The sequence below is a fragment of the Nocardia sp. NPDC087230 genome (genome assembly GCF_044744725.1).
Taxonomy (GTDB): Bacteria; Actinomycetota; Actinomycetes; order Mycobacteriales; family Mycobacteriaceae; genus Nocardia; species Nocardia canadensis.
In genome coordinates this window covers 41,650-67,051 of sequence record NZ_JBIUYV010000017.1, presented here as the reverse complement: position 1 = coordinate 67,051, position 25,402 = coordinate 41,650, and the positions used below count along the sequence as shown (strand labels likewise).

Below are 25,402 nucleotides of genomic sequence, written 5' to 3'. Positions count from 1 at the left end.
GGTACTGCACTCGACAGGGTGTGGGAGAGTAGGACACCGCCGGAACATCATTGCGAAAGGCCCTCCAACTACGGTTGGAGGGCCTTTTTGCGTTCCCGGACCCGTCACCTACAGTGCTTGGGTGCGCCTTGTCATTGCTCGTTGCCAGGTCGACTACGTCGGCCGACTGACCGCCCACCTTCCGATGGCTCGCCGGTTGCTGCTGATCAAGGCCGACGGCTCGGTGCTCGTGCACTCCGATGGCGGCTCGTACAAGCCGCTGAACTGGATGAGCCCGCCGTGCTGGCTGGAGGAGCGCGATATCGCGACCCTGGTCCCCGCGGAGCTGCCCGACGGCGTGACGCCGCTGCGGGAGAACAAGACCGCGGTGCCGGACAACATCAAGGCGCTGTGGGTGGTGACCAACAAGGCCGGCGAGGAACTGCGCATCTCCATCGAGGACATCGAGCACGATTCCTCGCACGAGCTCGGCATCGATCCCGGCCTGGTGAAGGACGGCGTGGAAGCGCACCTGCAGGAACTGCTGGCCGAACACGTGACGAAGCTCGGCGAGGGGTACACCCTCATCCGGCGCGAGTACATGACCGCCATCGGCCCGGTGGACCTGCTGTGCCGTGACGCCGACGGCGCGACCGTGGCGGTGGAGATCAAGCGGCGCGGCGAGATCGACGGCGTCGAACAGCTCACCCGCTACCTCGAACTGCTCAATCGCGATCCGCTGCTGGCGCCGGTCGCCGGCGTGTTCGCGGCCCAGCAGATCAAGCCGCAGGCGCGAACGCTGGCCGAGGACCGGGGAATCCGCTGCCTCACGCTCGATTACGACGAGCTGCGTGGCACGGAGAGCAACGTTTTCCGCCTCTTCTAGGCTGAGAACCATGCCGCGACGTAAACCTCGCTCAGGGCGACGTAGCGAGCCCGCGCCGATCGGTGACGTCTACGGGCGGACCGAGGACGGGCCGGGCGAGGAGACCTACATCGTCCGTACCGTTCCCGGCGCCAGGGCGGTCAAGACCTACCGGTGTCCGGGTTGCGACCACGAGATCGCGCCCGGGGTCGCCCATATCGTCGCCTGGGCCGTCGACGGCGGCGAGGACGACCGTAGACATTGGCACCAGGGCTGCTGGAACGGCAGGCGCACCCGTGGCATCACCCGCCGCTGGTCCTGAGCCCGGACACCACGAAAACCGAAGGCCGCCTCGAACATTCGAGGCGGCCTTCGGTTCTTCAACTATGAGGGTGGAGCAATGTCGTCGCGGGTCCGACGTCAGTTGCTGATGTCGGCGCTCTCGCGGTCCTCGTCGACGATGTCCTCGTCGGCGTCGGCGACCTCGGGGATGGCCTTGGTCTGGCGGGAGCCCGACACGGACTTGTTGTTGCCGTTGTTGCTGATCGACTTGCGCTCGGGGGCGCCGTCGAGCAGCTCGCTCTCGCGGTTGACCGCGGCGAGCATGGCGGGCACCGAGTCGAGCTGACCACGGATACCGAGCAGCTGGGCCAGGACCCGGCCGCGCAGCACGCGCATCTCCTCGGCCAGTTCCTTCGCGTGCGCGATCTTGCGCTCGGAGGTCTGGGTGGCGGAGCTGATGAGACGGTTCGACTCGTCGGTCGCGTCCTTGATCCGCTGGGCGGCCTCGGCGCGACTGGTGGCCTCGAGCTCCTCCATGGCACGAGTCAGCTTGGTGCGCCGATCGTTCATGGTGGCCTCGAAGTCCTGCTGGGTGGCCTTGCGCTTGGCCTCGGCTTCCTTGCCGAGACGTTCCACATCGGCCTGCGCGGCCTCGATGATCTTGGCGGACTCGGTGCGCGCGTTCGCGAGGGTTTGCTCGAACTCGATCTCGAGCGCCTCGCGCTTCTCCTTGGTCTCCGCGAGCAGCGACTCGTACTTGCCACGCATCTCGGTGGCCTGCTGCTCGGCGATCGACACCATCTCGGCGGCTTCGGCCTGCGCCAGCGCACGGACCTCGGACGCTTCGTCCGAGGCCAGGCGCAGCATGCGCGAGATACGGTCGGACATTCCTTCGGCGGTGGTCGGCGGCACGGAAAGCCGGTCGACCTCCTTGCGGAGCTCGTCGATCTCGTCCCGCGCGTCTTCCAGCTGGCTGGCGAGATTCCGGGCCTGCGCGGCGGCAGCATCCCGGTCGGTGGCGGTGACGCGGAGCTCGGCGTCGAAGCGGTCGAAGTAGTTGCGCACCTCGTCTTGCGCATAACCCTTGCGCACAACGGTGAAGGGCAGTGCAACGAAGCGATTGCGATCGGACTCAGGTGACGACATGGCACACAAAATACAGCCTCGAGCGAGCCTATGGAGACTCGACCGTGATTGTGATCTCGCCGAGATTTACCAACCGTATCCGCCTACTAGTGCGTAACATTCGGGTTCGGCTCGACAAGCTCCACCAGCACACCGCCAGCATCCTTCGGATGGATGAAGTTGATGCGCGAATCCGCGGTGCCGTGACGAGGGGCTTCGTACAGCAAACGCAGGCCGCGGCCGCGTAGGAAGGCCGAAACCGCCTCGATATCGGTGACCCGATAGGCCAGCTGCTGCAGACCCGGTCCGCTGCGGTCGATGAACTTGGCGATGGTGGACTCCGGGGTCAGCGGGGCCAGCAACTGCAGGGCGGTCGCGCGATCGGCCGCGGCGGGGCACGACAGCATCGCCTCGACGACGCCCTGGGCCTCGTTGACCTCGCGGTGGGTCTCGACCATGCCGAGATTGTCGGTGTACCAGGCGACGGCGGCGTCCAGGTCGGGCACGGCGATGCCGACGTGGTCGACGGCGATGACGTAGTCGGCGGGGATGATGTTGTCGTTGCTCACCCCTCGAAGCTAGCGCGTACCTGCCTGCCGGGTGTGCTCCGATACCGGTTACCGTTGAGTGCAACCCTTGACGTGCACTGCTGTGTGCGTCGCGGCGAGGTTCGACTCAATGAATGCGAGGCTTTCGTGACGACTTCTGTCATCGTGTCCGGTGCGCGTACCCCGGTCGGCAGGCTCCTGGGCGGTCTGAAGGACTTCAAGGCCTCGGATCTGGCCGGTGTGGCGATCAAGGCGGCGCTGGAGAAGGGTGGTGTGGCGCCCGAGCAGGTCGACTACGTCATCCTCGGTCAGGTGCTGCAGGCCGGTGCCGGGCAGCTGCCCGCCCGCCAGGCGGCGATCGCCGCGGGCATTCCGATGGATGTGCCCTCGCTGCTGATCAACAAGGTCTGCCTGTCGGGCATCAACGCGATCGCGCTGGCCGATCAGCTGATCCGCGCCGGGGAGCACGAGATCGTCGTGGCCGGCGGCATGGAGTCGATGAGCCAGACCCCGCACCTGCTGCCCAAGAGCCGTGAGGGCCACAAGTACGGCGACACCACCCTGGTCGACCACATGGCCTACGACGGCCTGCACGACGTGATCACCGATCAGGCGATGGGTCTGCTGACCGAGGACCGCAACGACCTGGACAAGGTCAGCCGCGAGGAGCAGGACGCGCTGGCCGCGGCTTCGCACCAGCGTGCCGCCGCCGCGTGGAAGAACGGGCTGTTCACCGACGAGGTCGTGCCGGTCGCCGTGCCGCAGCGCAAGGGCGACCCGATCTACGTCAGCGAGGACGAGGGCATCCGCGCCGACACCACCGTCGAGTCGCTGGGCAAGCTGCGTCCGGCCTTCCGCAAGGACGGCACCGTGACCGCGGGCACCGCCTCGCAGATCTCCGACGGCGCGGCCGCGGTGATCGTGATGAGCAAGGCCAAGGCCGAGGAGCTGGGTCTGGAGTGGATCGCCGAGATCGGCGCCGCCGGTCAGGTCGCCGGTCCGGACTCGACCCTGCAGGATCAGCCGGCCAACGCCATCCTCGCCGCGTGCGCGAAGGAGGGCATCACCCCTGCCGACCTGGACCTGATCGAGATCAACGAGGCCTTCGCGGCCGTCGGGGTGTCCTCGACCAAGAAGCTGGGTTTCGACCCGGAGAAGGTCAACGTCAACGGTGGCGCCATCTCCATCGGCCACCCGCTGGGCATGTCGGGTGCGCGCATCCTGCTGCACCTGGCGCTGGAGCTGAAGCGTCGCGGTGGCGGCGTCGGCGCCGCCGCGCTGTGCGGTGGCGGCGGTCAGGGCGACGCGCTGATCATCCGCGTGCCCGCCTGATTTTTCGTCCGTACGCACGGGCCCCGCGCTGTCGAGCGCGGGGCCCGTGCGTGTGAGCGGTCCAACTACGTGGTGTCGTAGATCATGCTGCACAATGGCTGGTATGGGTTTCTTCGATCTGCGGTCCACTGCCAGTCGTTTCCGGTTCTTCGCGGTGCTCGAAGCGCTGTCGTGGATCGGTCTGCTGACCGGTATGGCGTTCAAGTACCTGCCCGCCGAGGGCAACGAGATCGGCGTGAAGATCTTCGGCCCGGTACACGGCGCGATCTTCGTCCTGTTCGTCATCACCGCGCTGCTGGCCGCGCGGGAGCTGAACTGGGGCTGGAAGACCACCGTGCTGGCGCTGGCGTCGAGCATTCCGCCGCTGTTCACCGTGGCCTTCGAGATCTGGGCCGTGCGGACCGGTCAGCTGGGCGAACTGAGCGCCGACGCGAGCAAGGGCTCCCCGGCAGCCGCGCCGACGGCTTCGTGACAAACTGGAAAGCGTGACTCGACCCGCTGCCCGTCGTCCTTCGCCCGCCGTCGCCGCCGCCATGTCCGGCGCGGTGGATCTGTCCGCGCTGAAGCAGCCGCCCGCCGCTCCCGGCGGGGCGGCTGCGGCCCCGGGGAACCATATGGTCACCGAGGCGGATTTCGAAGCCAAGGTCATCCGGCGCTCGATGCAGGTGCCCGTCGTGGTCGCGCTGTTCTCGCAGCGCAGCCCGGGCAGCGTCGAGCTGATCCGCACGCTCGAGCGGCTCAACGCCGACGATCGCGGCGGCTGGGACCTGGCCGCCATCGAAGCCGAAGCGAACATGAACATCGTGCAGGCGCTGCGGGTGCAGGGCATCCCCACGGTGATCGCGGTGGCGGGCGGGCAGCCGCTGGCCGATTTCGAGGGCGCCCAGCCCGAGGCGCAGGTCCGCCAGTGGATCGACGCGGTGCTGGACGCGACCGCGGGCAAACTCGAGGGCGACCCGAACGCCGCCGGCGCGGCGCCCGAGGTCGAGGACCCGCGCTTCACCGCCGCCGAGGACGCGCTCGCCGAGGGTGACATCGCCGGCGCCGAGGCGGCCTACGAGGCGATCCTGACCGAGGAGCCCGGCAACGAGGAAGCCAAGGCGGCCCTGCGCCAGCTGCGCTTCCTGACCAGGGCCCAGCAGCTCGATCCGGCCGTGGTCGCCACCGCCGACGCCGACCCGGCGAACCTGGACGCCGCCCTCGACGCCGCCGATGTGGAACTGCTCGAGCAGCGCCCCGAGGCCGCGTTCGAGCGGATCATCGCCGCCATCAAGCGCACCGCGGGCGAGGACCGCACCAGGGCCCGCACCCGGCTGCTCGAACTGTTCGAGCTGTTCGACCCGGCCGAGCCCTTCGTGGTCGCGGCCCGGCGCAAGCTGGCCACCGCACTGTACTGACGCACGAGATCCGAGGCCGTCCCGGCTGAACTGCCGGGGCGGCCTCGTCGTATCCCCGGGTAGACCCGCGGCACCGGCCGCGAGCTGACTCGAGGAGAACGACATGACCTCACTCGACCACTCGGGCTCGGTCGATCAAGCCGAGGTGGAAGCCTTCGCGGGAACGATGATCGAGGTGCTCGACCACGCGAGCACCGCGCTGATGATCAGCATGGGCCACCAGGTCGGACTGTTCGACACCATGGCGGCCAACCCCGGCGCGACCAGCCAGGAGCTCGCCGCGGCGGCGAACCTGAACGAGCGCTACGTGCGGGAGTGGCTCGGCGCCGTCACCACCGCGGGCATCGTGCGCTACGACCCGCCGACCGCCACCTACACCCTGCCGCCCGCGCACGCGGCGAGCCTGACCAGGGCCGCCGGCCCGGACAACCTGGCCCGCGTCATGCAGTTCATCGCCCAGCTCGGCGAGGTGGAACCCAAGATCGTCGAACGATTCCGGATCGGGGGCGGCCTGGCCTACGAGGACTATGTCCGGTTCCACGCGCTGATGGCCGAGGAGAGCGCCGAAGTGTTCGACGCCGCGCTGATCCAGGTGATCCTGCCGATGGCGCCCGGCCTCACCGATCGGCTGCTGATGGGGATGGACGTGGCCGACATCGCCTGCGGCAGCGGGCACGCGGTGAACCTGATGGCGCGGGCGTTCCCGGCGAGCCGGTTCACCGGCTACGACTTCTCCCTGGACGCGATCGAAGCGGCCAGGGCCGAGGCGCGAGCGATCGGCCTGCGCAATGTGGAGTTCGTCGTGCAGGACGTCGCCGCGCTCGACGCACCGGAATCGTGTGATCTGATCACCGTCTTCGACGCGATCCACGACCAGGCGCATCCGGCCGAGGTACTGGCCAACATCGCGGCCGCGCTGCGTCCGGACGGTGTCTTCCTGATGGTGGACGTGCATGCCTCCAGCAGGCTGGAGGAGAACCTGGACCTGCCGCTCGGTCCGTTCCTGTACGCGGTGTCGACGATGCATTGCATGTCGGTGTCGCTGGGCCAGGGCGGGGACGGGCTCGGCACGGTGTGGGGCGAACAGCGCGCGCTGTCGATGCTCGCCGACGCCGGCTTCACCGAGGTCAGCACCAGTCACGTCGACGGCGACCCGCTCAATACCTACTACATCGCGCGCAAGGGCTGAGGCGCCGGCCGCTGCTACGGTCGGAACATGGGCTCCAAGAAGGACATTCAGCATCGGATCGTGACCGCGTTCCAGCGGCCTCTCAACGTGGTCGTGCGTCGACTGCCCCGCCATCAACTGCTCGAGACCACCGGGCGGGTGAGCGGGCAGCCGCGGACCACGCCGATCGGCGGGCGCCGTGTCGGCGACCAGTTCTGGCTGGTCTGCGAATTCGGCGAGCGCTCACAGTATGTCCGCAACATCCTGGCCGACAACCGGGTCCGGGTGCGGCTACGGGGGCGCTGGCACCGCGGCGTCGCCCACCTGGTGCCCGACGACGACCCGCGCGCCCGGCTGCGCGAGCTGCCGCGTCACAACAGCGCCGCCGTGCGCGCGGTCGGCACCGACCTGCTGACGATCCGGATCGATCTGGCCGACTAGCGCTCGGCGGCCAGCCAGACCGCGCTGTTGGCGGCCATGGTGACGGTGGCCGAGGCGGGACGGCCGTGCCACGGGGTGTCCTCGGCCCGCACCCCGCCGAGGTTGCCGACGCCGGATCCGCCGTACTCCTGGGCGTCGGTGTTGAGGACCTCGCGCCAGACGCCGGTGTGCGGCAGGCCGATCCGGTAGTTCTCCCTGGTCGACCCGGAGAAGTTGAAGACGCAGGCGACCGCGCTGCCGTCGGCGCCCCAGCGCAGGAACGCGAAGACGTTCGCGGCGCTGTCGTCGGCCTCGATCCAGGAGTGCCCGCCGGGCGTGGTGTCCTGACTCCACAGTGCCGGGTGCGCGGTGTAGGTGCGGTTGAGATCGCCGATCATGGTCGAGATGCCCTGGTGCAGCGGGTTTTCCAGTTCCTGCCAGTCCAGGCCGCGATCGTTGTCCCACTCCCGGAACTGGCCGAACTCCTGGCCCATGAACAGCAGCTGCTTGCCGGGGTGTGCCCACATGTAGGCCAGCAGCGCGCGCACGCCGCTCGCCTTGGCGAAGTCGTCGCCGGGCATCCGCGTCCAGAGCGTGCCCTTGCCGTGCACGACCTCGTCGTGGCTGATCGGCAGCACGTAGTTCTCGCTCCACGCGTAGACCAGCGAGAACGTCATCTCGTTGTGGTGCCAGGACCGGTGGATCGGGTCGCGGCCCAGGTAGCCGAGGGTGTCGTGCATCCAGCCCATGTTCCACTTCATGGTGAACCCGAGACCACCGACGTCGGTGCCGCGGGTGACACCGGGCCAGGTGGTCGACTCCTCGGCGACGGTCACCACGCCGGGATACGCGCGGTGCACGGTGTCGTTGAGTTCCTGGAGGAAGTCGACGGCTTCCAGATTCTCCCGGCCGCCGTAGATGTTCGGCTCCCAGCCGCCCTCGGGGCGCGAGTAGTCCAGGTAGAGCATGGAGGCGACCGCGTCGACGCGTAGGCCGTCGATGTGGAACTCCTCGATCCAGAAGGCGGCATTGGCCACCAGGAAGTTGCGCACCTCGTTGCGGCCGAAGTCGAAAACGTAAGTGCCCCAATCGAGTTGCTCGCCACGACGGGGGTCGGGGTGCTCGTAGAGCGGGGTGCCGTCGAAGCGGGCCAGCGCCCATTCGTCGCGCGGGAAGTGCGCGGGCACCCAGTCGAGCAGCACGCCGATCCCGGCGTTGTGCAGGTGGTCGACGAACCAGCGGAAGTCGTCGGGGGTGCCGAAGCGGGAGGTGGGGGCGTAGTAGGAGGTGACCTGGTAGCCCCAGGATCCGCCGAACGGGTGTTCGGCGACCGGCAGCAGTTCGACGTGGGTGAACCCGGTCGCGCGCACGTAATCGGCCAGCTGTTCGGCCACTTCGCGATAACCGAGGCCGGGGCGCCACGAGCCGAGGTGCACCTCGTAGACGCTCATGGGGGAGCGGGTGGCGTCGGCGGCGGCACGGCGGTCCAGCCAGGCGCTGTCGGTCCACATGTGGTCGGCGCGGCTGACCACCGAGGCGGTCGCCGGCGGGACCTCGGTCGCGAAGGCCAGCGGGTCGGCGTGATCGACGACCCGGCCGTCGGCGCCGTGTACCCGGTACTTGTAGCGCGTGCCCGGCCCGACACCGGGCACGAACACCTCCCACACCCCGGACGATCCGAGCGCGCGCATCGGCGCGGAACTGCCGCTCCAGTGGTCGAAATCGCCGAAGACGGTGACGCCGCGGGCATTCGGCGCCCACACGGCGAACGAGGTGCCGTCGACGTCGCCGTCGAGGGTGGTGTAGTGGCGTGGGTGCGCGCCGAGCACTTCCCACAGCCGGGTATGGCGGCCCTCGCCGATGAGGTGCAGGTCGAATTCGCCGACGGTGGGCAGGAAGCGGTAGCCGTCGGCGGTGATCACCGTCTGACCGCCGGGGTAGGCGGTGCGCACGCGGTAGTCGTCGACCTGCGGATACGGCAGGACGGCGGCGAACACGCCGTGCCCCAGTGACTTCAGCGGATGTTCGGCGCCGCCGACCAGGATCGTCACCGAGTCGGCGTGTGGGCGCAGCACCCGCACCGCGGTGCCGTCCGGGTGCGGGTGCGCGCCCAGGACGGTGTGCGGGTCGGGGTGGGTGCCCGCTGCCAGCAGCATCAGGTCGCGGCGTTTCATCAGAACGTCCGGCGATAGGCCAGCGGAGCACGGGCGGCCGCGGGCACGGCGGGCAGGGCGAGAATGTGCGCGGGCGCCCTGGCGGGATCGAGCCGCACGAAATTGTGCTGGCCCCAGTGGTATTCCTCGCCGCTGACCTCGTCGAAGACCACCGGGTGGTCGTGCCACTCGCGGCCGATCGCGGGCAGGTCGAGCGAGATGTGGCCCTGCTCGGCGCCGTAGGGGTTCAGGTTGACGATCACCAGCACCGCGTCGCCGGAGGCCGGATCGATCTTGGAGTAGGCCAGCAGCGCGTCGTTGTCGATCTCGTGGAAGTGGATGCAGCGCAACTGCTGTAGCGCGGGATGGGCACGACGGATCTCGTTGAGCCTGGTCAGCCACGGTTCCAGGGACTCGCCGCGGGCCAGCGCGCCGGTGAAATCGCGGGGGCGCAGTTCGTATTTCTCCGAGTCCAGGTACTCCTCGCTGCCGGGGCGCACGGCCTCGTGCTCGAACAGCTCGTAGCCGGAGTACACGCCCCAGGTGGGCGCGAGTGTCGCGGCCAGGACGGCGCGCAGGGCGAACATGCCCGGTCCGCCGTGCTGCAGGCTCTCGTGCAGGATGTCGGGGGTGTTCACGAACAGGTTCGGCCTGGCCTCGTCGGCCTTGGCGGCGAGTTCGGCGCCGAATTCGGCCAGCTCCCACTTGAACACGCGCCAGGTGAAGTAGGTGTAGGACTGGCTGAACCCGCGTCGCGCGAGTCCGTAGAGCCGGGCCGGGCGGGTGAACGCCTCGGACAGGAAGATCACGTCGGGGTCGGTGCGGCGCACCTGCGCGATCAGCCACTCCCAGAAGTCGGCGGGCTTGGTGTGCGGGTTGTCGACGCGGAAGATGGTGACGCCCAAGCCGATCCAGTGCCGGACCACCCGCAGCACCTCGGCGTAGAGGCCGTCGGGGTCGTTGTCGAAGTTGACCGGGTAGATGTCCTGGTACTTCTTCGGCGGGTTCTCCGCGAAGGCGATGGTGCCGTCGGGCAGGGTGGTGAACCACTCCGGATGCGCCCGCACCCACGGGTGGTCGGGCGCGCATTGCAGGGCCAGGTCGATCGCGACCTCGAGGCCGAGATCCGTCGCGGTGGCGACGAAGTCGACGAAATCGGCTTCGGTGCCGAGCAGCGGGTTGGTGGTGTCGTGGCCGCCGTCGGCCGAGCCGATGGCCCACGGCGAACCGACGTCGCCCGGTTCGGTGGTGAGCGCGTTGTTGCGGCCCTTGCGATTGATCTCGCCGACGGGGTGGATCGGCGGCAGATAGACGACATCGAAGCCCATCCCGGCGATGCGGGGGAGTTCGCGGGCGGCGGTGGCGAAGGTGCCGTGCACCGGCTTGCCGTCGGCATCGCGTCCGCCGGTCGAGCGCGGGAAGAACTCGTACCACGAGCCGACCAGCGCGCGCCTGCGCTCGACCAGCACCGATTGCTGGGCGCCGCGGGTGACCATCTCGCGCAGCGGGGTCGCGCGCAGGATCTCGGCGACCTCCTCGCTGAACGCCGGCGCGACCCGGGCGGGCAGTTGCTCGTCGCCGCGCAGGGCGGTGGCGGCGGCGCGCAACCGTTCGAACTGCTTCTTCGGCACCGCCTGGGCGGCCCGTTCGAACAGGGTGGCGCCGATCTCGAGATCGTTGGCCAGGTCGAGGGCGGTCTGGCCGACCGCCAGCTTGGCCTCCACGGCCGAGCGCCAGGTGGCGATCGGATCGCTCCAGCCCTCGATACGGAAGGTCCACACGCCAGGGGTGTGCGGGGTGAACAGGCCGTTGAAGACGTCGGGCTCGTAGTCGGGCGTCATCCGCAGGCGCGTGATCCGCGACGAGCCGGGCGCGCGCACCGCCAGCGTCGCCGCCACGGCATCGTGCCCCTCGCGCCACACCACGGCGCGGACGGGAAACACCTCGCCGACGGCGGCCTTGGCCGGGCGGCCGCCGGGGATGGACGGGGCGATGTCATCTATGGCAATCCGGCCGGTCACCGCACAAACCTACTGCATTTCCGGCGACCGGGCGCTGAGCGCCGCAGCCCACTGATCAGCCGAGAACGCGGCCGACCTCCCGTCAGCGGGCGTCGGCGGCGAGGCCGAGGCCGAGGGCGACCAAGATCGCGGCGAGGCTCCGTTCCACGCGTCGGCGGATCGCGGCGCGCCGCAGCCAGGTACCCGCCCGGTCGGCGGCCAGGACCACCGCGACGCACCAGGCGCCGTCCAGGATCACCTGGATGGTGGCCAGGATCAGCAGGGTGGGCAGCACCGGGCCCTCGCTCGGCAGGAACTGCGGCAGGATCGTGATGCCGAAGACCGCGGCCTTGGGGTTGGCGGCGATCGAGATCAAGGAGGCGCGGAACGCGGCGGCGGGGGTGTTGCCGCCGGGGAGTTTCGCGGTCAGGGCGGCGCCGAAATCGTCGTCGGCGCCGCGGGCGTGGCGCCAGGCCTGGACGCCGAGCCAGATCAGCACCGCCGCGCCGACGACGTGCATCGCCGTGTTCAGCCACCGGTTCGCCGCCAGCAGGATCGACAGCCCGGTCCCGCCCGCGAGCGTCCAGCCCAGCACGCCGATCTCGTTGCCCGCGACCGCGGCCAGTCCCGCGCGTCTGCCGTCGCGCACCGAGCGCTGCAGGAACAGCGCCGTCGCCGGACCCGGCAGCGCGGCCAGGATCAGCGAGGCGACCAGGAATTCGGGCAGGACATCGACCCAGTACGGCATCGCTGCATGGTGGCATGGGGTCGACGGTGGCGGCCATCGGTTTTGTGGCGCTCACCCGACACGCGGGTCGATGGCGGCGGGCTGTGCCCCGCGGCAGCCGGTCGGCGCACCCGGATCGGGCGTGGTGAGGGTCGAAGCGCGCCCCGTCGGCGCGGTCCGGGGAGCGGCGGTGGGTCAGGCGGTGCGCAGTCCGGCGAGGAGCCGGTCCAGCGCGGTGATGGTGTCGGGGAGCGCGTCGGTGTCGGGGGTGGTGGCGAGCCAGAGGGCGGCTTCGTTCATGGCGCCGGAGAGCAGTCGGGTCAGGGGAGCGATCGGCTGGGGTACCAGGATGCCCGCGCCGACCAGCGATTCCAGTGCCTCGTGCAGGTGCCGGGCGGAATTGGCCTCGTCCAGGGCGCGCCATTCGTGCCAGCCGAGGACGGCGGGGCCGTCGATCAGCATGATCCGCTGGACCAGGGGGTCGGCGCAGGCCCGCAGGAACGCGGCGCATCCGCTGGTCAGCTGGGTCCACGGATCGGGCTCGGCGTCGGCGGCGGCCGCGACCTGCTCGCCGACCTCCTGCTGCACCTGGGTGAGGACCGCCCGGAACAGCTCGGCCTTGCTGTCGAAATGGTGGTACAGCGCGCCTTTGGTGACTCCCGATGCCGCCACGATCTCCGACAGGCCCACGGCCGCATAGCCTTTCGCCGCGAACAGCCGCCTGCTCTGCGCCACCAGCGCCCGCCGCGTCTCCTCGCGCTGCTGGGCCCGCGCCGTGGATGTCATGCACCGTCCTTCCGTTGACCTACCGTCGGTATGTCAGCTAGCCTACGACACATACCATCGGTATGTGAAAGGAAAGTCATGGCACTGAGCAGCTTCTACCCGGTCCTCGGCACCTCCCGGATCGCGGAATCCCGCGACTTCTACACCCGCTGGTTCGGCTTCGAGATCACCTTCGAGGCGGACTGGTACGTCAGCCTGCGTCGCCCGGCCCGCGACGGCGAGCCCGCCTACGAATTGGCCCTCCTCGACCCCACCCACCCGACCATCCCCGCGGGCTACGGCAAGCCGGTCCAGGGCCTGGTCCTGAACTTCGAGGTCGACGACGTCGACGCCGAATGGCAGCGCCTGGTCGAATCCGGTGGCCTGCACCCCGAACTTCCCCTCCGCACCGAGGACTTCGGCCAGCGCCATTTCATCGTCGCCGACCCCTCGGGCGTCCTCATCGACGTCATCACGGAGGTCCCGCCCACCCCGGAGTTCGCCGCGCAGTTCACCCAGGAACCCGCCGCGTCCCACTGATTCCGCTCACAACACGGGCCGACCGGTCGTGTTCCCGGACGGCTCGTAAGAATTCGCGGAGCGGCCGAACAGCGGTACGGTTGCCGGGTGAAGGCACTTCGTCGGTTCACTGTCCGTGCCCATTTGCCGGAGCGGCTCACCGCGCTGGGCGAGTTGTCGACGAACCTGCGCTGGTCGTGGCACGGCCCGACGCAGGATCTGTTCGCCGAACTCGACCCCGAGCTGTGGCGCGCGGTCGGCCAGGATCCGGTGCGGATGCTGGGGGAGGTGCCCGCCGAGCGCCTCGACGCGCTCGCCGCCGATCCCGCCTATCTCGCCCGGGTGGATGCCGCCGCCGAGGGGCTGCGCGACTATCTGGCCCGGCCGCGCTGGTTCCAGCAGCAGACCGGGACCACGGTCGCGGGGATCGCCTATTTCTCGATGGAGTTCGGTGTCACCGAGGTGCTGCCGAACTACTCCGGCGGCCTGGGCATCCTGGCCGGTGACCATCTCAAGGCCGCCTCCGACCTGGGGCTGCCGCTGATCGGCGTCGGGCTGCTGTACCGGTCCGGGTACTTCCGGCAGTCGCTGTCGGCCGACGGCTGGCAGATGGAGCACTACCCGGCGCTGGACCCGCAGGGTCTGCCGCTGCGGCTGCTCACCAGTGACGGTTCGCCGGTGCTGATCCATGTCGGCATGCCGGAGGGGCGGGTGCTGCGGGCCCGGGTGTGGATCGCCCAGGTGGGCCGGATTCCGCTGCTGCTGCTCGATTCCGACATCGCCGAGAACGATCCGGAACTGCGCGCGGTCACCGACCGGCTCTACGGCGGCGACCAGGATCACCGGATCAAGCAGGAGATCCTGGCCGGCATCGGCGGTGTCCGCGCGGTGCGCGCCTACACCCGCGCCAACGGGCTGCCCGATCCCGACGTGTTCCACATGAACGAGGGCCACGCGGGCTTCCTCGGGGTGGAACGAATCCGTGAATTCATCGCGGACGGACTCGATTTCGATACCGCGCTGGCCGCGGTCCGGGCCGGCACCGTGTTCACCACGCACACCCCGGTGCCCGCCGGGATCGACCGGTTCCCGATGCCGCTGGTGCGCCGCTACTTCGGCGGCGCGCACGGTGAAGCCGAGTCCGCGCTGCTGCCCGGACTGTCCATCGATCGGATCCTGGCTTTCGGCCGGGAGGCCGATCCGTCCGTGTTCAACATGGCCCACATGGGTCTGCGGATGGCCCAGCGCGCCAATGGCGTCTCGAAGCTGCACGGCGAGGTCAGCCGGGACATGTTCGCCGGGCTGTGGCCGGGCTTCGACGCGGCCGAGGTGCCGATCGGTTCGGTCACCAATGGCGTGCACGCGCCGACCTGGGCGGCCAGGGAATGGCTCGACAAGGCTCGCGAGCTGGTCGGGCCGGAGCTGGTCGAGGAGGCGCGCGGCTGGGAGAAGCTCAGCGATGTCGATCTCGGGCAGCTGTGGTCGACGCGAAACACCCTGCGCGGGGTACTGATCGACGAGGTACGCCGCAGGCTGCGCGATTCCTGGCATCAGCGCGGCGCGGCCGAGGCGGAACTGGGCTGGATCGACGAGGTCTTCGATCCGTCGGTGCTCACCGTCGGCTTCGCGCGTCGCGTGCCCACCTACAAGCGGTTGACGCTGATGCTGCGCGACCCCGAACGGCTGCGCGCGCTGCTGCTCGATCCCGAGCGGCCGGTGCAGCTGGTGGTCGCGGGCAAGAGCCATCCCGCCGACGACGGCGGCAAGGCGCTGATCCAGCAGGTCGTGCGCTTCGCCGACGATCCGGCGGTGCGCCACCGCATCGTCTTCCTGCCCGACTACGACATGTCGATGGCCCGCTACCTGTACTGGGGTTGCGATGTGTGGCTGAACAATCCGCTGCGCCCGCTCGAGGCCTGCGGCACCTCCGGCATGAAGTCCGCGCTCAACGGCGGTCTCAACCTGTCCATCCGGGACGGCTGGTGGGACGAGATGTACGACGGCGAGAACGGCTGGGCGATTCCCACCGCCGACGGCGTGCGCGACGAGCACCGCCGCGACGATCTGGAGGCCTCGGCGCTCTACGAACTCGTCGAGCGCACCGTCGCGCCCCGCTTCTACGACCGCGACGCCGCGGGCGTGCCGGTGCGCTGGACCGAGATGGTGCGCCACACCCTGCAGACCACCAGTCCCAAAGTGCTGGCCTCACGCATGGTGCGCGACTACGCCGAGCAGTACTACGGACCCGCGGCCGCGGCGTTCGGCCGGGCTGCCGCCGACGGGTTCGCCGGCGCGGCGCAGGTCGCCGAATACCGCAAGCGGGTCGACGCGGCCTGGCCGTCGGTACGGGTCGCGCAGGTCGACAGTTCCGGCCTGCCCGATACCCCGGTGATCGGCGCGAAGCTGTCGCTGGAGGCGCGCATCGAACTCGGCGGGCTCGCGCCGTCGGATGTCGTGGTGCAGGCGGTGCTCGGCCGAGTGTCGCCGACCGACGACCTGTCCGACACCACCACCGTCGAGATGACCCACACCGGCACCGACGAGGGCGTCGAGCTGTATGCCGTGCAGTCGCCGGTGCCGCTGTCGGGCGCGGTCGGCTACACCGTGCGTGTGCTGCCCCACAACGCGTTGCTGGCCTCGGATGCCGAGCTGGGGCTGGTGGCCGTCGCGGGGGCGTGACCTGCGTCGTGTCACCGACGGCGGGTTCTTCGATTCAGTGAACTTTCCGCTACCGTTCCTGGGCATCCTTCTTCTCTGAAATCCGGACTGGAGTGTCATGGCCAGCGATGTCCTAACCCGCGCCCGACGGGGTCTCGACGGGTACTTCGGTGTCACGTCGAGCGGGTCCACCTTCCGGCGCGAGGCGATGGCGGGCACGGTCACGTTCCTGGCGATGTCCTACGTGCTGGCGGTGAATCCGTCGATCCTCGGTGACGAGGGCGCCCTGGGCGACAAGGGCATCCCGATGCAGGCCGTGTTCACCGCGACGGCGGTGGCCGCGATCTTCGGCACCCTGGTCATGGGCATCTGGGCCAAATATCCGATCGCGCTCGCGCCCGGCATGGGCCTCAACGCGTTCTTCGCCTACACGGTCGTGCTCAGTATGGGCATTCCGTGGCAGGTCGCCCTGTCGGGCACCTTGCTGTCGGGCATCATCTTCTTCGTCCTGGCGATCACCAAGATCCGGGAACGGATCCTCAACGCCATCCCGCTGCAGATGAAGTTCGCGGTGGGCGCGGGCATCGGCCTGTTCGTCGCGTTCCTCGGACTGAAGAACGCGGGCATCGTGGTCAACAGCGACGCGACGCTGGTCACCCTCGGCGACTTCACCAAGGGCACCACGCTGCTGGCCCTGTTCGGCTTGATCGTGACGGTGGTCTTCCTGGTGATCGGCTGGCACGGCGCGGTGCTCTACGGCATCGTCGCGACCACCGTCCTGGGCATGGTGACGGGGCTGGTCGCGATTCCGGACGGCATCGCCGAGCTGCCCAAGGGCCTGGATCAGACCTTCGGCCAGGCGATCATCCATCTGCCCGACGCGTTCACCGGGCAGATGATCGTGGTGGTGCTCACCATGCTGTTCGTCGACTTCTTCGATGCCTCCGGCACGCTCATCGGCGTCGCCAACCAGGCGGGTCTGCTGAACAAGGACGGCACGCTGCCGCGGGCGCGCAGTGCGATGGCGGCCGACTCGGTCGGCACCACGGCGGGCGCGATCATCGGTACCTCCACCACGACCGCGTACGTGGAATCGACGGCGGGCGTCTCGGCGGGCGGGCGGACCGGGATCACCGCGGTGACCACGGCGGGCTGGTTCCTGCTCGCGATGTTCTGCTATCCGATCTTCTCGGTGATCGCCGGATCGGCCGAGGTCACCGCCCCCGCGCTGATCGTCGTCGGCGTGCTGATGGCCCGGGCGCTGGGCGATATCGACTGGCAGCACCTCGAGTACTCGGTGCCCGCGTTCCTGACCGTGATCATGATGCCGCTGACCTATTCGATCGCCAACGGCCTGGCGATGGGCATGATCTTCTACCCGATCGTGATGGTCGCCAGGGGCCGGTACCGGGACGTGCATCCGGCCATGTGGGCGCTGATGGTGTTGTTCCTCGGGTACTTCTTCTTCCTGGTCGAGTAGGTGAACCCGCCGTAGGTGTGCCTATACTTAGGCTAGCCTAGCCAAGCTTGAAGGAGAGTTACCTATGAAGCGCTCGCTCGTTGCCGCGTCGATGGCGGTTGCCACCATCTTTGCGCCGGTCACCGCGGCTGTCGTCGCCACCGCTCCCGCCGCGATCGCCGCTCCGGCGACCCCGTCGGCCGGCGAACTGCAGGGCAAGCTGCAGGCGGCCATGAACGGCTCCTCGGCCGAGCTCGAGTCGGGCAACGCGGGCAGCCTCGCCGTCGTCCGCGACACCGTCAACCGGATCCCGGGCTACAGCTGGGACGTCTCGGGCCCGGTCACCGTCGACGGTGACACCCTCTCGGCCACCCTGAACAGCCGCCTCGGCGACTACACCTACCCGATCCCGGTGACCTGGAAGAACATCGACGGCACCTGGAAGCTGTCGCAGGAGTCGGAGAGCGCCCTGGTCGGCTACGCGACCATGGCGTGGTGAACTGAGTCCTCGCGCAAAGGCCGCCCTTCGGGGCGGCCTTTGCTGTTTTTCGTGTGAGCAGGGTCACGGAAGTGCTGGGAACGACGTGAAATAGATGGCCCGGACCCAGGGTTGTGACCGGAAGAGGCAACCGGACCGTGGTCCGGTTGCGGGCATGTATCGAATCGCAGATGAGGAAACGATGACCGACACCGCTACCCGCACCACTCCCGCTACCTCCACCGCCGACGAGGTCACCGCCTACGGCATCGGCCTGCTGGTGTTGCGCGTCGGCTTCGGCGGCCTGATGGCCGCCTACGGCGCGCAGAAACTGTTCGGCTGGTTCAACGGCATGGGCTGGCAGACCACCACCGACAGCTTCGAGGCGATGGGCTACAACCCCGGTGTCCTCTTCGGCACCCTCGCCGGGCTCAGCGAGCTGGTCGGCGGTCTGCTGCTGGTCTTCGGTCTGTTCACGCCGCTGGCCGCCGCGATCGTGCTCGGCACCATGATCAACGCGATCAACGTGCTGTGGGCCGGTGGGCTCTTCCCGGCCGACCCGTCGGTGACCGGCTACTCGACCCCGCTGGTCTACGCGATCGCCGCCGCGGGCCTGGCCTTCACCGGCCCGGGCCGGTTCTCGCTCGACGCCGGGCGTCCCTGGGCGCGCCAGGGTGTCGTCTGGGGCGCCGCGGCCGTGGCGGTCGCCGTGGTCGCCGCGGTGCTGACCCTGATCCTGAAGGCCGCGCTCTGAGCCGAGCCGACGTCGACGGCGGCGGCGGCGTGGCGACCGGAACCGGTTGCCGCGCCGCCGTTGTCGTTCGCGGGTGCGCGACGTTTCGTCATCGACCGTATGCCCGTGGTTCCACGCAGTGCCCGCGCCTGTCGCCGGTACCGATTACCCTCGTCGGCGGCGCCGGTCGACGCGGCGCCACGCACCGTCCGCGCATCGAAGAGGAGAGCTGCGATGAAGGCTTACGACCTGGGTTTCGGGGATTCCGCGGACAAACTGGCGGAGACGCCGGGCGGTGAACCGCTGACGCTCGACGCGCCGGTGCGCGCCGGGTGGATCGGCAGCGAGGGACCCGCGATCGATCCGGCGACCTGGCCGCGCGGACCGGTCACCGGGCTGCCGATGATGCACGCGCTCACCCTGCGGCTGCCCACCGACTATCAGCGCCGGGGACCGAAGTTCCCGGCCATCGCCTTCTTCCAGGGTGAGGGGCAGTTCGCCGACGCGACCGACCCGATCCAGGCCGACGCGTCCGCCGAGGATCCCGTCGCCCGCGAGCTGGTCTCGACCCGGCTGCACTCCCAGCTGCAACTCCTGCACGACGAGATCGGCGGCGTGTTCGCCCTGATCTGGCTGACCGAAGCGGAATTCGCCGCGGGCCCGGTCGCCCCGCCCGCCGACGTGCGCCCGCCCGGTTCGCCGGTCGCGAGCGACGAGGGCTGCAACGCCTGGGACGACGTGCACCCCACTATCGGCGTCTGGCTGGCCGAGCGCGTCGCCGATCCCAATATCGGCATCCCGCCGGTCGAGTACGTCCCGAACTCGCGCTACCAGGATCCGCTCACGGAGGACTCCGGCTGGAATCACTGGGCCGAGCCCCTGTTCGGGCGCTCCCACCTCGGCGGCACCGCCTTCCCCGTCCAGGCGCTCCCGGAGGGCCTGACCCCGTACTACCTGGAGATCGAGGAGATCTCCGGGATGAACTTCGGCGGCGGCAACGCCCAGCTCGACCTGGAGTCGGGCGTCTTCGACTGGGCCTGCGGGTAGAGCTCAGTCCACCATGGCCGGGCGGTCGTCGTCGGGGTGCGCCCCGCCGGCGACGCGCGGTGGCCGGATCGCGCGGGAGAGTTCTTCCGCGACAGGGGGATCGATGATGGTCGGTTCGATCGGTTCGACGCGTGGGCGCGGCGGCGTCGAGCGGACCAGCCGGAAGGCGCCGATCAGCACGGTCAGGTAGACGACCACGTAGACGTTCATCATGACCTGCGCGCCCGGCCACCACGGCGGCAGCAGGAAGGTGCCGACACTGACCCAGGTGGGGGTGTAGGTGTAGGTCCACGCGGCGATGGCGAGGTAGAGCCCGCCGGCGGCGAGCCACCAGCGGCCACGGGTCTGCGCGCGATGGATCAGGTAGACCGTCAGCGGCACGAACCAGACCCAGTGGTGCCCCCACGAATACGGGGAGACCGCGCAGGCGGTGAGGCCGCCGAGGGTCACCGACAGCAGCGCTTCGCCGCGGCGCACCAGCTCGGCCGCGAGCCACAGCGCGACGAGCGCGATCGGGACCGCGATCAACAGCCACAACCAGACCGGGGCAGGCCCGTGGACGAGATGGGCGATGGCCCCGCGCAGCGACTGGTTGGCGGGGTGGACATCGGGGGCGATACGGCCGGACTGGAAGAACGTCGAGGTCCAGTACTGAGCGGAATCGCTCGGCAGGACAAGCGCAGTCAGGCCGATCGTGGCGGCGAAGGTGAGCGCCGCGGTGGCCGCGGCACGCCACTGCCGCTGCGCCAGATACTGGGCGACGAAGAACAGCGGCGTCAGCTTGATCCCCGCGGCGATGCCGACGCCGAGACCGCGCAGCCTGCTGTGCTCGGCGCGGGAGAAGTCCCACAGCACGAGCAGCATGAGCCACAGGTTGATCTGCCCGTAGTAGAGCGTGGTGCGTACGGGCTCGGCGAAGACGAAGGCCAGCATGATCAGCGCGCTGACGACGACCAGGCGCGGTGTCACCCGGTAGCCGAGCATCCGCCAGCTCTGCAGCACGCAGCCGAACAACACGACGAGATTGAGTACCAACCAGGTCGTGGTGACCGCCGACCACGGCACCAGCACCAGCGGCAGGAACGCCAGCGCCGAGAACGGCGTGTAGGTGTAGAGCAGGCCGTAGTGCGTCGGCTCGATGTAGAGCGCTCGGTCGTGCAGCACGCGCCAGCCGCCGTCGCGGTAGATGTGGACGTCGAGGCCGCCGACGAGGATGCCGCCGCTGTCCATCCACGGATCCATGGTGGTGAACAGCAGTGTCACGCCGAGAATGGCGGTACCGAGTAGCAGGAGGAGCGTCGAGACTGTGCGCGGGAGCTCCGCGCGTCGAGATTTCTCCACCACGGCCGTACTACCGGCCGGCTCGCATCGTATGCACGACTAAGAACCTACCGCCCGCCCGCCGGGATGCCGCGGTGCGGCCCGCCTTTGGTAGAGGATCCCTATGAAGGCGGCCGCCGGAGCGGCCGACCGGACCCGGAAGTGCCCGGTCACGCGGCCGGCTGCAAGACCAGCATGGTGTCGGCGCCGTGATGGAACTCGTAGCGGGTCTTGCGCAGTGCGGTGTGCACGCCCTTGTCGTGGAGTTCGGTGCGGAGGTGGGCGATGAGGTCGTCCAGGGGCGCGCCGGTGTAATCGAGCAGAGGGTAGAGCCTGGCTTCGCCCTCGGTGACCCGGGACAGTTCGAGCAGGGCGGACAGGTGGAATTCGGCGTCGAGGCGGTCGGCGTAGCTGAACAGCAGGTGCGAGCTCAGCGACAGGTCGAAGGACTTGTCGGGGAACGGGAGTTCGGGCAAGCTCGCGGCGATGTAGCGGTCGGGTGCGGCGCGCAGATCGGCGGCGAAGCGCCGGGCCGCGCCACGCCGGATGGCGGCATGGCCGTCGGGGGAGCCGTACCAGTCCCAGCGGTAGCGGTGGGCATTGGCGGCGGCCCAGGCCACGGCGCGGTCGTTCTCGGTGACGGCATCGACGGCCAGTGCGGTGGTCGGACGGGCGTAGATTGGATCGATCGCGGTGACCACGGCACCCAGGGCAGTCGCCTCGGCCGCGAAACTTGCTGCGCCACCAGGGCAATCGAGCACCTTGCGCCCGGTGAGGTCGTCGTCGGACAGGTGAAACATCGCGCGGTACTCGGCCAAAGATCTTGCGCTGACCAGAAATTCGCCGAGTACCTCGCCATCGGCGTGGTGCTTCATCACCCAACGGTCTCACGACTTGCGTTCGCCCGGTGGTGAATTCACGGGTGTGGTCATGTCGATTGCAGGACTCGGCGTAAAAGTCCCTCAGCTCAGGCGGACGCGGTGAGCCTGCGCAGCGCCTTCGCCACCACCTCGGGGTCGGTGGTCTCCCAGTACGGCGGCAGCGAAGCGCGCAGGTATCCGCCGTACCGGGCGGTGGCCAGCCGCGAATCGAGGATCGCGACGACGCCGCGATCGTCGACGCTGCGCAGCAGTCGACCGGTGCCCTGGGCCAGCAGCAGCGCGGCATGGTTGGCCGCCACCGTCATGAAGCCGTTGCCGCCGCGCGATTCCACCGCGCGCTGACGGGCGGTGAGCAGCGGGTCGTCGGGGCGGGGGAACGGAATGCGGTCCAGGATCACCAGACTCAGCGACGGGCCCGGTACGTCGACGCCCTGCCACAGCGTGAGCGTGCCGAACAGCGACGTCGCCGGGTCGTCGGCGAACTTGCGCACCAGCGCGCCCATCGAGTCGTCGCCCTGGCACAGCACCGGGGTGTCGAGCCGTTCGCGCAGCGCCTCGGTAGCGGCCTTGGCGGCGCGCATCGAGGAGAACAGGCCGAGCGTGCGCCCGCCCGCGGAGGTGATCAGCTGCTCGATCTCGTCGAGATAGGCGGGGGCGAGGCCGTCGCGACCCGGCGCGGGCAGGTGCTTGGCGACATAGAGGATGCCGGACTTGGCGTGGTCGAACGGGGAGCCGACGTCGAGGGAACTCCAGCGCACCGATTCCAGGTCGGCGGGCGCGGTGGCGCCGTTGGCCAGTGCCGGGTCGACCTTGCCGCCGGACTGCGAGGGCAGGCCCCAGGTGATCGCGAGACCGTCGAACGAGCCGCCGATCTGGAGGGTGGCCGAGGTGAGGACCACGGTCGCGGTGCCGAACAGTCTGCTGCGCAGCAGGCCGCCCACCGACAGCGGCGCCATCCGCAGGGTGCGGCGCGCGACGCCGCGGATCTCGTCGGCCGAGAGCCAGATGACATCGCGGCGCGCGGCCGGATCGGCCTCCTCGAACGCGGTGAGGGTGCGCACCGCAGCGTCGTGCACGTCGTCGATCGCGGCCACGGCCATCGTGCGGGCCGCGGCGTTGTCGGGATCGTCGGTGGCCTTGACGCTGCCCTGCGGCGCGAGCGCGGTGCGGGCGTTCCAGGCGGCGTCGCGGACCAGTGCGAGGACGGGGGCGATGCCGTCGGGCAGCTGATCCCAGCGGCCGGGCGGCAGATCCTCGAGCGCCTCGTGGAACGCTTCGGCCGCGCCTTCGAGCCGGTCGACCTCGCGTTCGTCGATGAGCTTGGTGCAGCGGCGGGCCGCGGCGCTGATCGCGGTCGCGGCGAGTTCGGCGGTGGCGACGCCGGTGACCCGGTCGACCAGTTCGTGCGCCTCGTCGATCACCACCACATCGTGTTCGGGCAGCACCTGGATGCCGCTGATCGCGTCGATGGCCAGCAGGGCGTGGTTGGTCACCACCACGTCGGCCTGGGCCGATTCGGCACGCGCCTTCTCGGCGAAGCAGTCCTGGCCGAACTGGCAGCGGGTCTTGCCCAGGCATTCGCGCGAGGACACGCTGACCTGGCGCCAGGCCCGGTCGCTGACGCCGGGGGCGATCTCGTCGCGGTCGCCGGTCTCGGTGTCGGAGGCCCACTCGTTGAGCCGCTGTACCTCGCGGCCCAGCTTGGAGATGGCGAACGCGTCGAACAGTTCCGCCTCGCCGCCGGTGTCCTCCGGGATCACGCTGTTGATCTTGTTCAGGCACAGATAGTTGTTGCGGCCCTTGAGGATCGCGAACTGCGGCACCCGGCCCAGCGGCCCGGCCAGCGCGTCGGCCAGCCGGGGCAGATCGCGGTCGACCAGCTGACGTTGCAGGGCGATCGTCGCGGTGGAGACCACCACCGTGCGCCCGGTCCGCACCGCGTGCCGCAGACTCGGCACCAGGTAGGCCAGCGACTTGCCGGTGCCGGTTCCCGCCTGCACCGCCAGGTGTTCCTTGGTATCGATCGCGTGGTCGACCGCGGTGGCCATCGTCGTCTGGCCGGTGCGTTCCTTGCCTCCCAGGGCATGCACGGCGGTGGCGAGCAGGTCGGCGACGGGAGGAAGTTCGGGCACGCAGGCAGCTTATCGGTCCCCTCGGACAGGATTTTCGGAGCGCTGGCGCGCTCGAGGTCGCGGCCCCTGATCGACGGGGCGGCCGCGACTCGCCGCCGCGCGGCGGACCCTCCTCGAGGTCGGGTCGTGGGAGCGGGTCGTCAGGTCGGGTCAGGGCTCGCGGACGAAGTCGTCGAGGTGGTCGCGGACGTAGTCGAGGACGCGCTGTTCGAAGTCGGCGGGTTCGTTGATGTCGTAGATCTCGTCGGGGTCGTCGGCGCGAGCGCCGTCGGGGCGGCGGATCTGGCCCGGGTTGGCCAGGGTCTGGTGTTCGTCGTCGAAGAAGCGGTCCAGGGCGTCGTCGGGGGAGCTGGGGGAGGCGTCGCGGGCGGCCAGGATCGCGGCGGCGGCCAGGCGTGGCATGCCCGCCGCGCGCAAACCCCGTGTGGCCCAGGGGAGCTCACCGCGACGGGTGCGCAGGTAGCCGCTGAAGCCGGTGTCCAGGACGCTGGTGTGCAGGCTCGACAGGGCCAGCAGGTGGGCGAAGGCGGGCGGGAGTTCGGCGAAGGCGCCGGCGCCGCGGCGCTGCAATTCGTCGGTGACGGGGTTGGACCAGAAGACGATGTCGGCGGCGTCGTGGATGCTGTCGAGATCGGCCAGCGCCGCCCGCAGGCGGGCGCGGGCCTGCGCCGGGAATCGGTAGTCCATGGGTGCAGGCTAGCCGCGTCCCGGCCGCTCGCCGCGGGTCGCCCGTCCTCGTCCCCGGGTGTGCCTGCGACAGAAGTTCAGCCGCGAAGCTCGCCCGACAACGCGACGCCCGCCTCGCGCAGCGTGGACAGCGCGGCGGTGACCGTCGCCGGGGCGACGCCCGCGGTGAGGTCGAGCAGGACGCGGGTGTCGAACCCCGCGGCGCGGGCATCGAGCGCGGTGGCGCGCACGCAGTGGTCGGTGGCGATGCCGACGACGTCGACGCGGTCGATGTCACGGGCACGCAGCCAGTCCGCCAGGGTGCTGCCGTCGGCGGCCGCGCCTTCGAAACCGGAGTAGGCGGCGGAGTACTCGCCCTTGGAGAAGACCTCCTGGACCGGGCCGAGATCCAGCGCCGGGTGGAAATCCGCGCCCGGCGTGCCGACCCGGCAGTGCGGGGGCCAGGTGTCGACGTAGTCGGGCTCGGTGGAGAAATGCGGGCCGGGATCGACGTGGTAGTCCCTGGTCGCGACCACCGCGTCGTAGTCGTGCGTGGCCACGAACTCGCTGATGGCCGCCGCCACCGCGGCGCCTCCCGCGACAGCCAGTGCCCCGCCCTCGCAGAAGTCGTTCTGCACATCCACGATCACCAGACCGCGTGCCATGGCGTCCTCCACTTCCTCCACCGGTTCGAGCCGCGCGTGCGGGCGCGTCGTGTGCCGCGCGGAACTCCGACGACATCATTGTC

General features: G+C 69.8%; 24 protein-coding genes. 13 read left to right on the top strand and 11 right to left on the bottom strand.

The features are described 5' to 3' along the window. Nucleotides 1-121 precede the first annotated feature (121 nt). Together nucS and ACIO52_RS31505 are read left to right on the top strand one after the other, a co-directional pair. Nucleotides 122-865 carry an endonuclease NucS gene (gene nucS, locus ACIO52_RS31510; RefSeq protein WP_218716778.1) on the top strand — a complete coding sequence of 248 codons (744 nt, stop codon included), beginning with the start codon at nucleotides 122-124 and terminating at the stop codon, nucleotides 863-865. Between the two features lie 10 nt (nucleotides 866-875). Beyond that, the gene (locus ACIO52_RS31505) at nucleotides 876-1,166 is read left to right on the top strand and encodes an ATP/GTP-binding protein (protein ID WP_218716779.1); all 291 of its coding nucleotides are present in this window, start codon (nucleotides 876-878) and stop codon (nucleotides 1,164-1,166) included. A 98-nt stretch (nucleotides 1,167-1,264) separates the two neighbouring features. On the opposite strand, the gene ACIO52_RS31500 is transcribed toward ACIO52_RS31505, so the two are convergent. After that, nucleotides 1,265-2,272 (bottom strand): hypothetical protein, encoded by a 1,008-nt coding sequence (locus ACIO52_RS31500; protein ID WP_030204204.1) that lies wholly within the window; start codon nucleotides 2,270-2,272, stop codon nucleotides 1,265-1,267. 86 nt (nucleotides 2,273-2,358) lie between these two features. After that, entirely contained in the window at nucleotides 2,359-2,820 is a 462-nt protein-coding gene (mce, locus tag ACIO52_RS31495) for a methylmalonyl-CoA epimerase (protein ID WP_218716780.1), read from the bottom strand. A 126-nt stretch (nucleotides 2,821-2,946) separates the two neighbouring features. Here mce and ACIO52_RS31490 point away from each other — a divergent pair, with 126 nt between their 5' ends. The 5 genes from ACIO52_RS31490 (at nucleotide 2,947) to ACIO52_RS31470 (ending at nucleotide 7,137) form a co-directional block, all read left to right on the top strand. Further along, nucleotides 2,947-4,131, top strand: coding sequence for an acetyl-CoA C-acetyltransferase (locus ACIO52_RS31490; protein ID WP_218716781.1), 1,185 nt, complete (start codon nucleotides 2,947-2,949; stop codon nucleotides 4,129-4,131). A 94-nt stretch (nucleotides 4,132-4,225) separates the two neighbouring features. Then, on the top strand, nucleotides 4,226-4,603 hold the full coding sequence (locus ACIO52_RS31485; protein WP_218716782.1) for a DUF3817 domain-containing protein: 378 nt from the start codon (nucleotides 4,226-4,228) through the stop codon (nucleotides 4,601-4,603). 61 nt (nucleotides 4,604-4,664) lie between these two features. Further along, on the top strand, nucleotides 4,665-5,528 hold the full coding sequence (locus tag ACIO52_RS31480) for a tetratricopeptide repeat protein (protein WP_218716811.1): 864 nt from the start codon (nucleotides 4,665-4,667) through the stop codon (nucleotides 5,526-5,528). A gap of 103 nt (nucleotides 5,529-5,631) precedes the next feature. After that, complete coding sequence (locus tag ACIO52_RS31475) at nucleotides 5,632-6,717, top strand: class I SAM-dependent methyltransferase (RefSeq protein WP_402648943.1); 1,086 nt, start codon at nucleotides 5,632-5,634, stop codon at nucleotides 6,715-6,717. Between the two features lie 27 nt (nucleotides 6,718-6,744). After that, on the top strand, nucleotides 6,745-7,137 hold the full coding sequence (locus ACIO52_RS31470) for a nitroreductase/quinone reductase family protein (RefSeq protein ID WP_402648941.1): 393 nt from the start codon (nucleotides 6,745-6,747) through the stop codon (nucleotides 7,135-7,137). On the opposite strand, the gene glgB is transcribed toward ACIO52_RS31470, so the two are convergent. From glgB to ACIO52_RS31450, 4 genes are all read right to left on the bottom strand, one after another. Next, complete coding sequence (gene glgB / locus ACIO52_RS31465) at nucleotides 7,134-9,290, bottom strand: 1,4-alpha-glucan branching protein GlgB (protein WP_402648938.1); 2,157 nt, start codon at nucleotides 9,288-9,290, stop codon at nucleotides 7,134-7,136. The two genes, ACIO52_RS31470 and glgB, sit on opposite strands and share 4 nt — an antisense overlap. Further along, nucleotides 9,290-11,290 (bottom strand): alpha-1,4-glucan--maltose-1-phosphate maltosyltransferase, encoded by a 2,001-nt coding sequence (locus tag ACIO52_RS31460; protein ID WP_316573721.1) that lies wholly within the window; start codon nucleotides 11,288-11,290, stop codon nucleotides 9,290-9,292. The genes glgB and ACIO52_RS31460 overlap by 1 nt, the downstream gene beginning before the upstream one ends. 82 nt (nucleotides 11,291-11,372) lie before the next feature. After that, nucleotides 11,373-12,017, bottom strand: coding sequence for a LysE family translocator (locus ACIO52_RS31455; RefSeq protein WP_402648935.1), 645 nt, complete (start codon nucleotides 12,015-12,017; stop codon nucleotides 11,373-11,375). Nucleotides 12,018-12,191: 174 nt separating this feature from the next. Then, complete coding sequence (locus ACIO52_RS31450; protein WP_218716788.1) at nucleotides 12,192-12,782, bottom strand: TetR/AcrR family transcriptional regulator; 591 nt, start codon at nucleotides 12,780-12,782, stop codon at nucleotides 12,192-12,194. 78 nt (nucleotides 12,783-12,860) lie between these two features. On the opposite strand from ACIO52_RS31450, the gene ACIO52_RS31445 reads away from it, so the two are divergent. From ACIO52_RS31445 to ACIO52_RS31420, 6 genes are all read left to right on the top strand, one after another. Next, nucleotides 12,861-13,301, top strand: a complete 441-nt coding sequence (locus ACIO52_RS31445; RefSeq protein WP_402648932.1) for a VOC family protein — start codon at nucleotides 12,861-12,863, stop codon at nucleotides 13,299-13,301. An 87-nt stretch (nucleotides 13,302-13,388) separates the two neighbouring features. Continuing rightward, nucleotides 13,389-15,959, top strand: coding sequence for an alpha-glucan family phosphorylase (gene glgP, locus ACIO52_RS31440; RefSeq protein WP_402648929.1), 2,571 nt, complete (start codon nucleotides 13,389-13,391; stop codon nucleotides 15,957-15,959). Between the two features lie 97 nt (nucleotides 15,960-16,056). Continuing rightward, nucleotides 16,057-17,418 (top strand): NCS2 family permease, encoded by a 1,362-nt coding sequence (locus ACIO52_RS31435; RefSeq protein ID WP_305082648.1) that lies wholly within the window; start codon nucleotides 16,057-16,059, stop codon nucleotides 17,416-17,418. Nucleotides 17,419-17,482: 64 nt separating this feature from the next. Continuing rightward, nucleotides 17,483-17,896, top strand: coding sequence for a hypothetical protein (locus ACIO52_RS31430; RefSeq protein ID WP_316573725.1), 414 nt, complete (start codon nucleotides 17,483-17,485; stop codon nucleotides 17,894-17,896). Nucleotides 17,897-18,077: 181 nt separating this feature from the next. After that, nucleotides 18,078-18,629: a DoxX family protein gene (locus ACIO52_RS31425; RefSeq protein WP_218716792.1), complete on the top strand. Its 552-nt coding sequence runs from the start codon at nucleotides 18,078-18,080 to the stop codon at nucleotides 18,627-18,629. A gap of 213 nt (nucleotides 18,630-18,842) precedes the next feature. After that, nucleotides 18,843-19,655, top strand: a complete 813-nt coding sequence (locus ACIO52_RS31420) for a hypothetical protein (RefSeq protein WP_218716793.1) — start codon at nucleotides 18,843-18,845, stop codon at nucleotides 19,653-19,655. 3 nt (nucleotides 19,656-19,658) lie between these two features. On the opposite strand, the gene ACIO52_RS31415 is transcribed toward ACIO52_RS31420, so the two are convergent. The 5 genes from ACIO52_RS31415 to ACIO52_RS31395 form a co-directional block, all read right to left on the bottom strand. Continuing rightward, entirely contained in the window at nucleotides 19,659-20,918 is a 1,260-nt protein-coding gene (locus ACIO52_RS31415; protein ID WP_218716794.1) for a glycosyltransferase 87 family protein, read from the bottom strand. Nucleotides 20,919-21,145: 227 nt separating this feature from the next. Beyond that, a complete protein-coding gene (locus ACIO52_RS31410; RefSeq protein WP_316573727.1) occupies nucleotides 21,146-21,850 on the bottom strand; it encodes a hypothetical protein in 705 nt (234 codons plus the stop codon). Between the two features lie 92 nt (nucleotides 21,851-21,942). Then, nucleotides 21,943-23,988: an ATP-dependent DNA helicase gene (locus ACIO52_RS31405; RefSeq protein ID WP_316573728.1), complete on the bottom strand. Its 2,046-nt coding sequence runs from the start codon at nucleotides 23,986-23,988 to the stop codon at nucleotides 21,943-21,945. A gap of 150 nt (nucleotides 23,989-24,138) precedes the next feature. Next, nucleotides 24,139-24,675 carry a hypothetical protein gene (locus ACIO52_RS31400; protein WP_218716796.1) on the bottom strand — a complete coding sequence of 179 codons (537 nt, stop codon included), beginning with the start codon at nucleotides 24,673-24,675 and terminating at the stop codon, nucleotides 24,139-24,141. Between the two features lie 77 nt (nucleotides 24,676-24,752). Next, on the bottom strand, nucleotides 24,753-25,319 hold the full coding sequence (locus ACIO52_RS31395) for an isochorismatase family protein (RefSeq protein WP_316573730.1): 567 nt from the start codon (nucleotides 25,317-25,319) through the stop codon (nucleotides 24,753-24,755). Nucleotides 25,320-25,402: the final 83 nt, after the last annotated feature.

Excerpts from the sequence above, each read along its gene's own strand:
- ACIO52_RS31505 (WP_218716779.1), top strand. The coding sequence starts at position 876 with ATGCCGCGACGTAAACCTCGCTCAGGGCGACGTAGCGAGCCCGCGCCG.
- ACIO52_RS31500 (WP_030204204.1), bottom strand. The coding sequence starts at position 2,272 with ATGTCGTCACCTGAGTCCGATCGCAATCGCTTCGTTGCACTGCCCTTC.
- ACIO52_RS31485 (WP_218716782.1), top strand. The coding sequence starts at position 4,226 with ATGGCTGGTATGGGTTTCTTCGATCTGCGGTCCACTGCCAGTCGTTTC.
- ACIO52_RS31480 (WP_218716811.1), top strand. The coding sequence starts at position 4,665 with ATGTCCGGCGCGGTGGATCTGTCCGCGCTGAAGCAGCCGCCCGCCGCT.
- ACIO52_RS31475 (WP_402648943.1), top strand. The coding sequence starts at position 5,632 with ATGACCTCACTCGACCACTCGGGCTCGGTCGATCAAGCCGAGGTGGAA.
- ACIO52_RS31470 (WP_402648941.1), top strand. The coding sequence starts at position 6,745 with ATGGGCTCCAAGAAGGACATTCAGCATCGGATCGTGACCGCGTTCCAG.
- glgB (WP_402648938.1), bottom strand. The coding sequence starts at position 9,290 with ATGAAACGCCGCGACCTGATGCTGCTGGCAGCGGGCACCCACCCCGAC.
- ACIO52_RS31455 (WP_402648935.1), bottom strand. The coding sequence starts at position 12,017 with ATGCCGTACTGGGTCGATGTCCTGCCCGAATTCCTGGTCGCCTCGCTG.
- ACIO52_RS31450 (WP_218716788.1), bottom strand. The coding sequence starts at position 12,782 with ATGACATCCACGGCGCGGGCCCAGCAGCGCGAGGAGACGCGGCGGGCG.
- ACIO52_RS31445 (WP_402648932.1), top strand. The coding sequence starts at position 12,861 with ATGGCACTGAGCAGCTTCTACCCGGTCCTCGGCACCTCCCGGATCGCG.
- ACIO52_RS31435 (WP_305082648.1), top strand. The coding sequence starts at position 16,057 with ATGGCCAGCGATGTCCTAACCCGCGCCCGACGGGGTCTCGACGGGTAC.
- ACIO52_RS31430 (WP_316573725.1), top strand. The coding sequence starts at position 17,483 with ATGAAGCGCTCGCTCGTTGCCGCGTCGATGGCGGTTGCCACCATCTTT.
- ACIO52_RS31425 (WP_218716792.1), top strand. The coding sequence starts at position 18,078 with ATGACCGACACCGCTACCCGCACCACTCCCGCTACCTCCACCGCCGAC.
- ACIO52_RS31420 (WP_218716793.1), top strand. The coding sequence starts at position 18,843 with ATGAAGGCTTACGACCTGGGTTTCGGGGATTCCGCGGACAAACTGGCG.
- ACIO52_RS31410 (WP_316573727.1), bottom strand. The coding sequence starts at position 21,850 with ATGAAGCACCACGCCGATGGCGAGGTACTCGGCGAATTTCTGGTCAGC.
- ACIO52_RS31400 (WP_218716796.1), bottom strand. The coding sequence starts at position 24,675 with ATGGACTACCGATTCCCGGCGCAGGCCCGCGCCCGCCTGCGGGCGGCG.
- ACIO52_RS31395 (WP_316573730.1), bottom strand. The coding sequence starts at position 25,319 with ATGGCACGCGGTCTGGTGATCGTGGATGTGCAGAACGACTTCTGCGAG.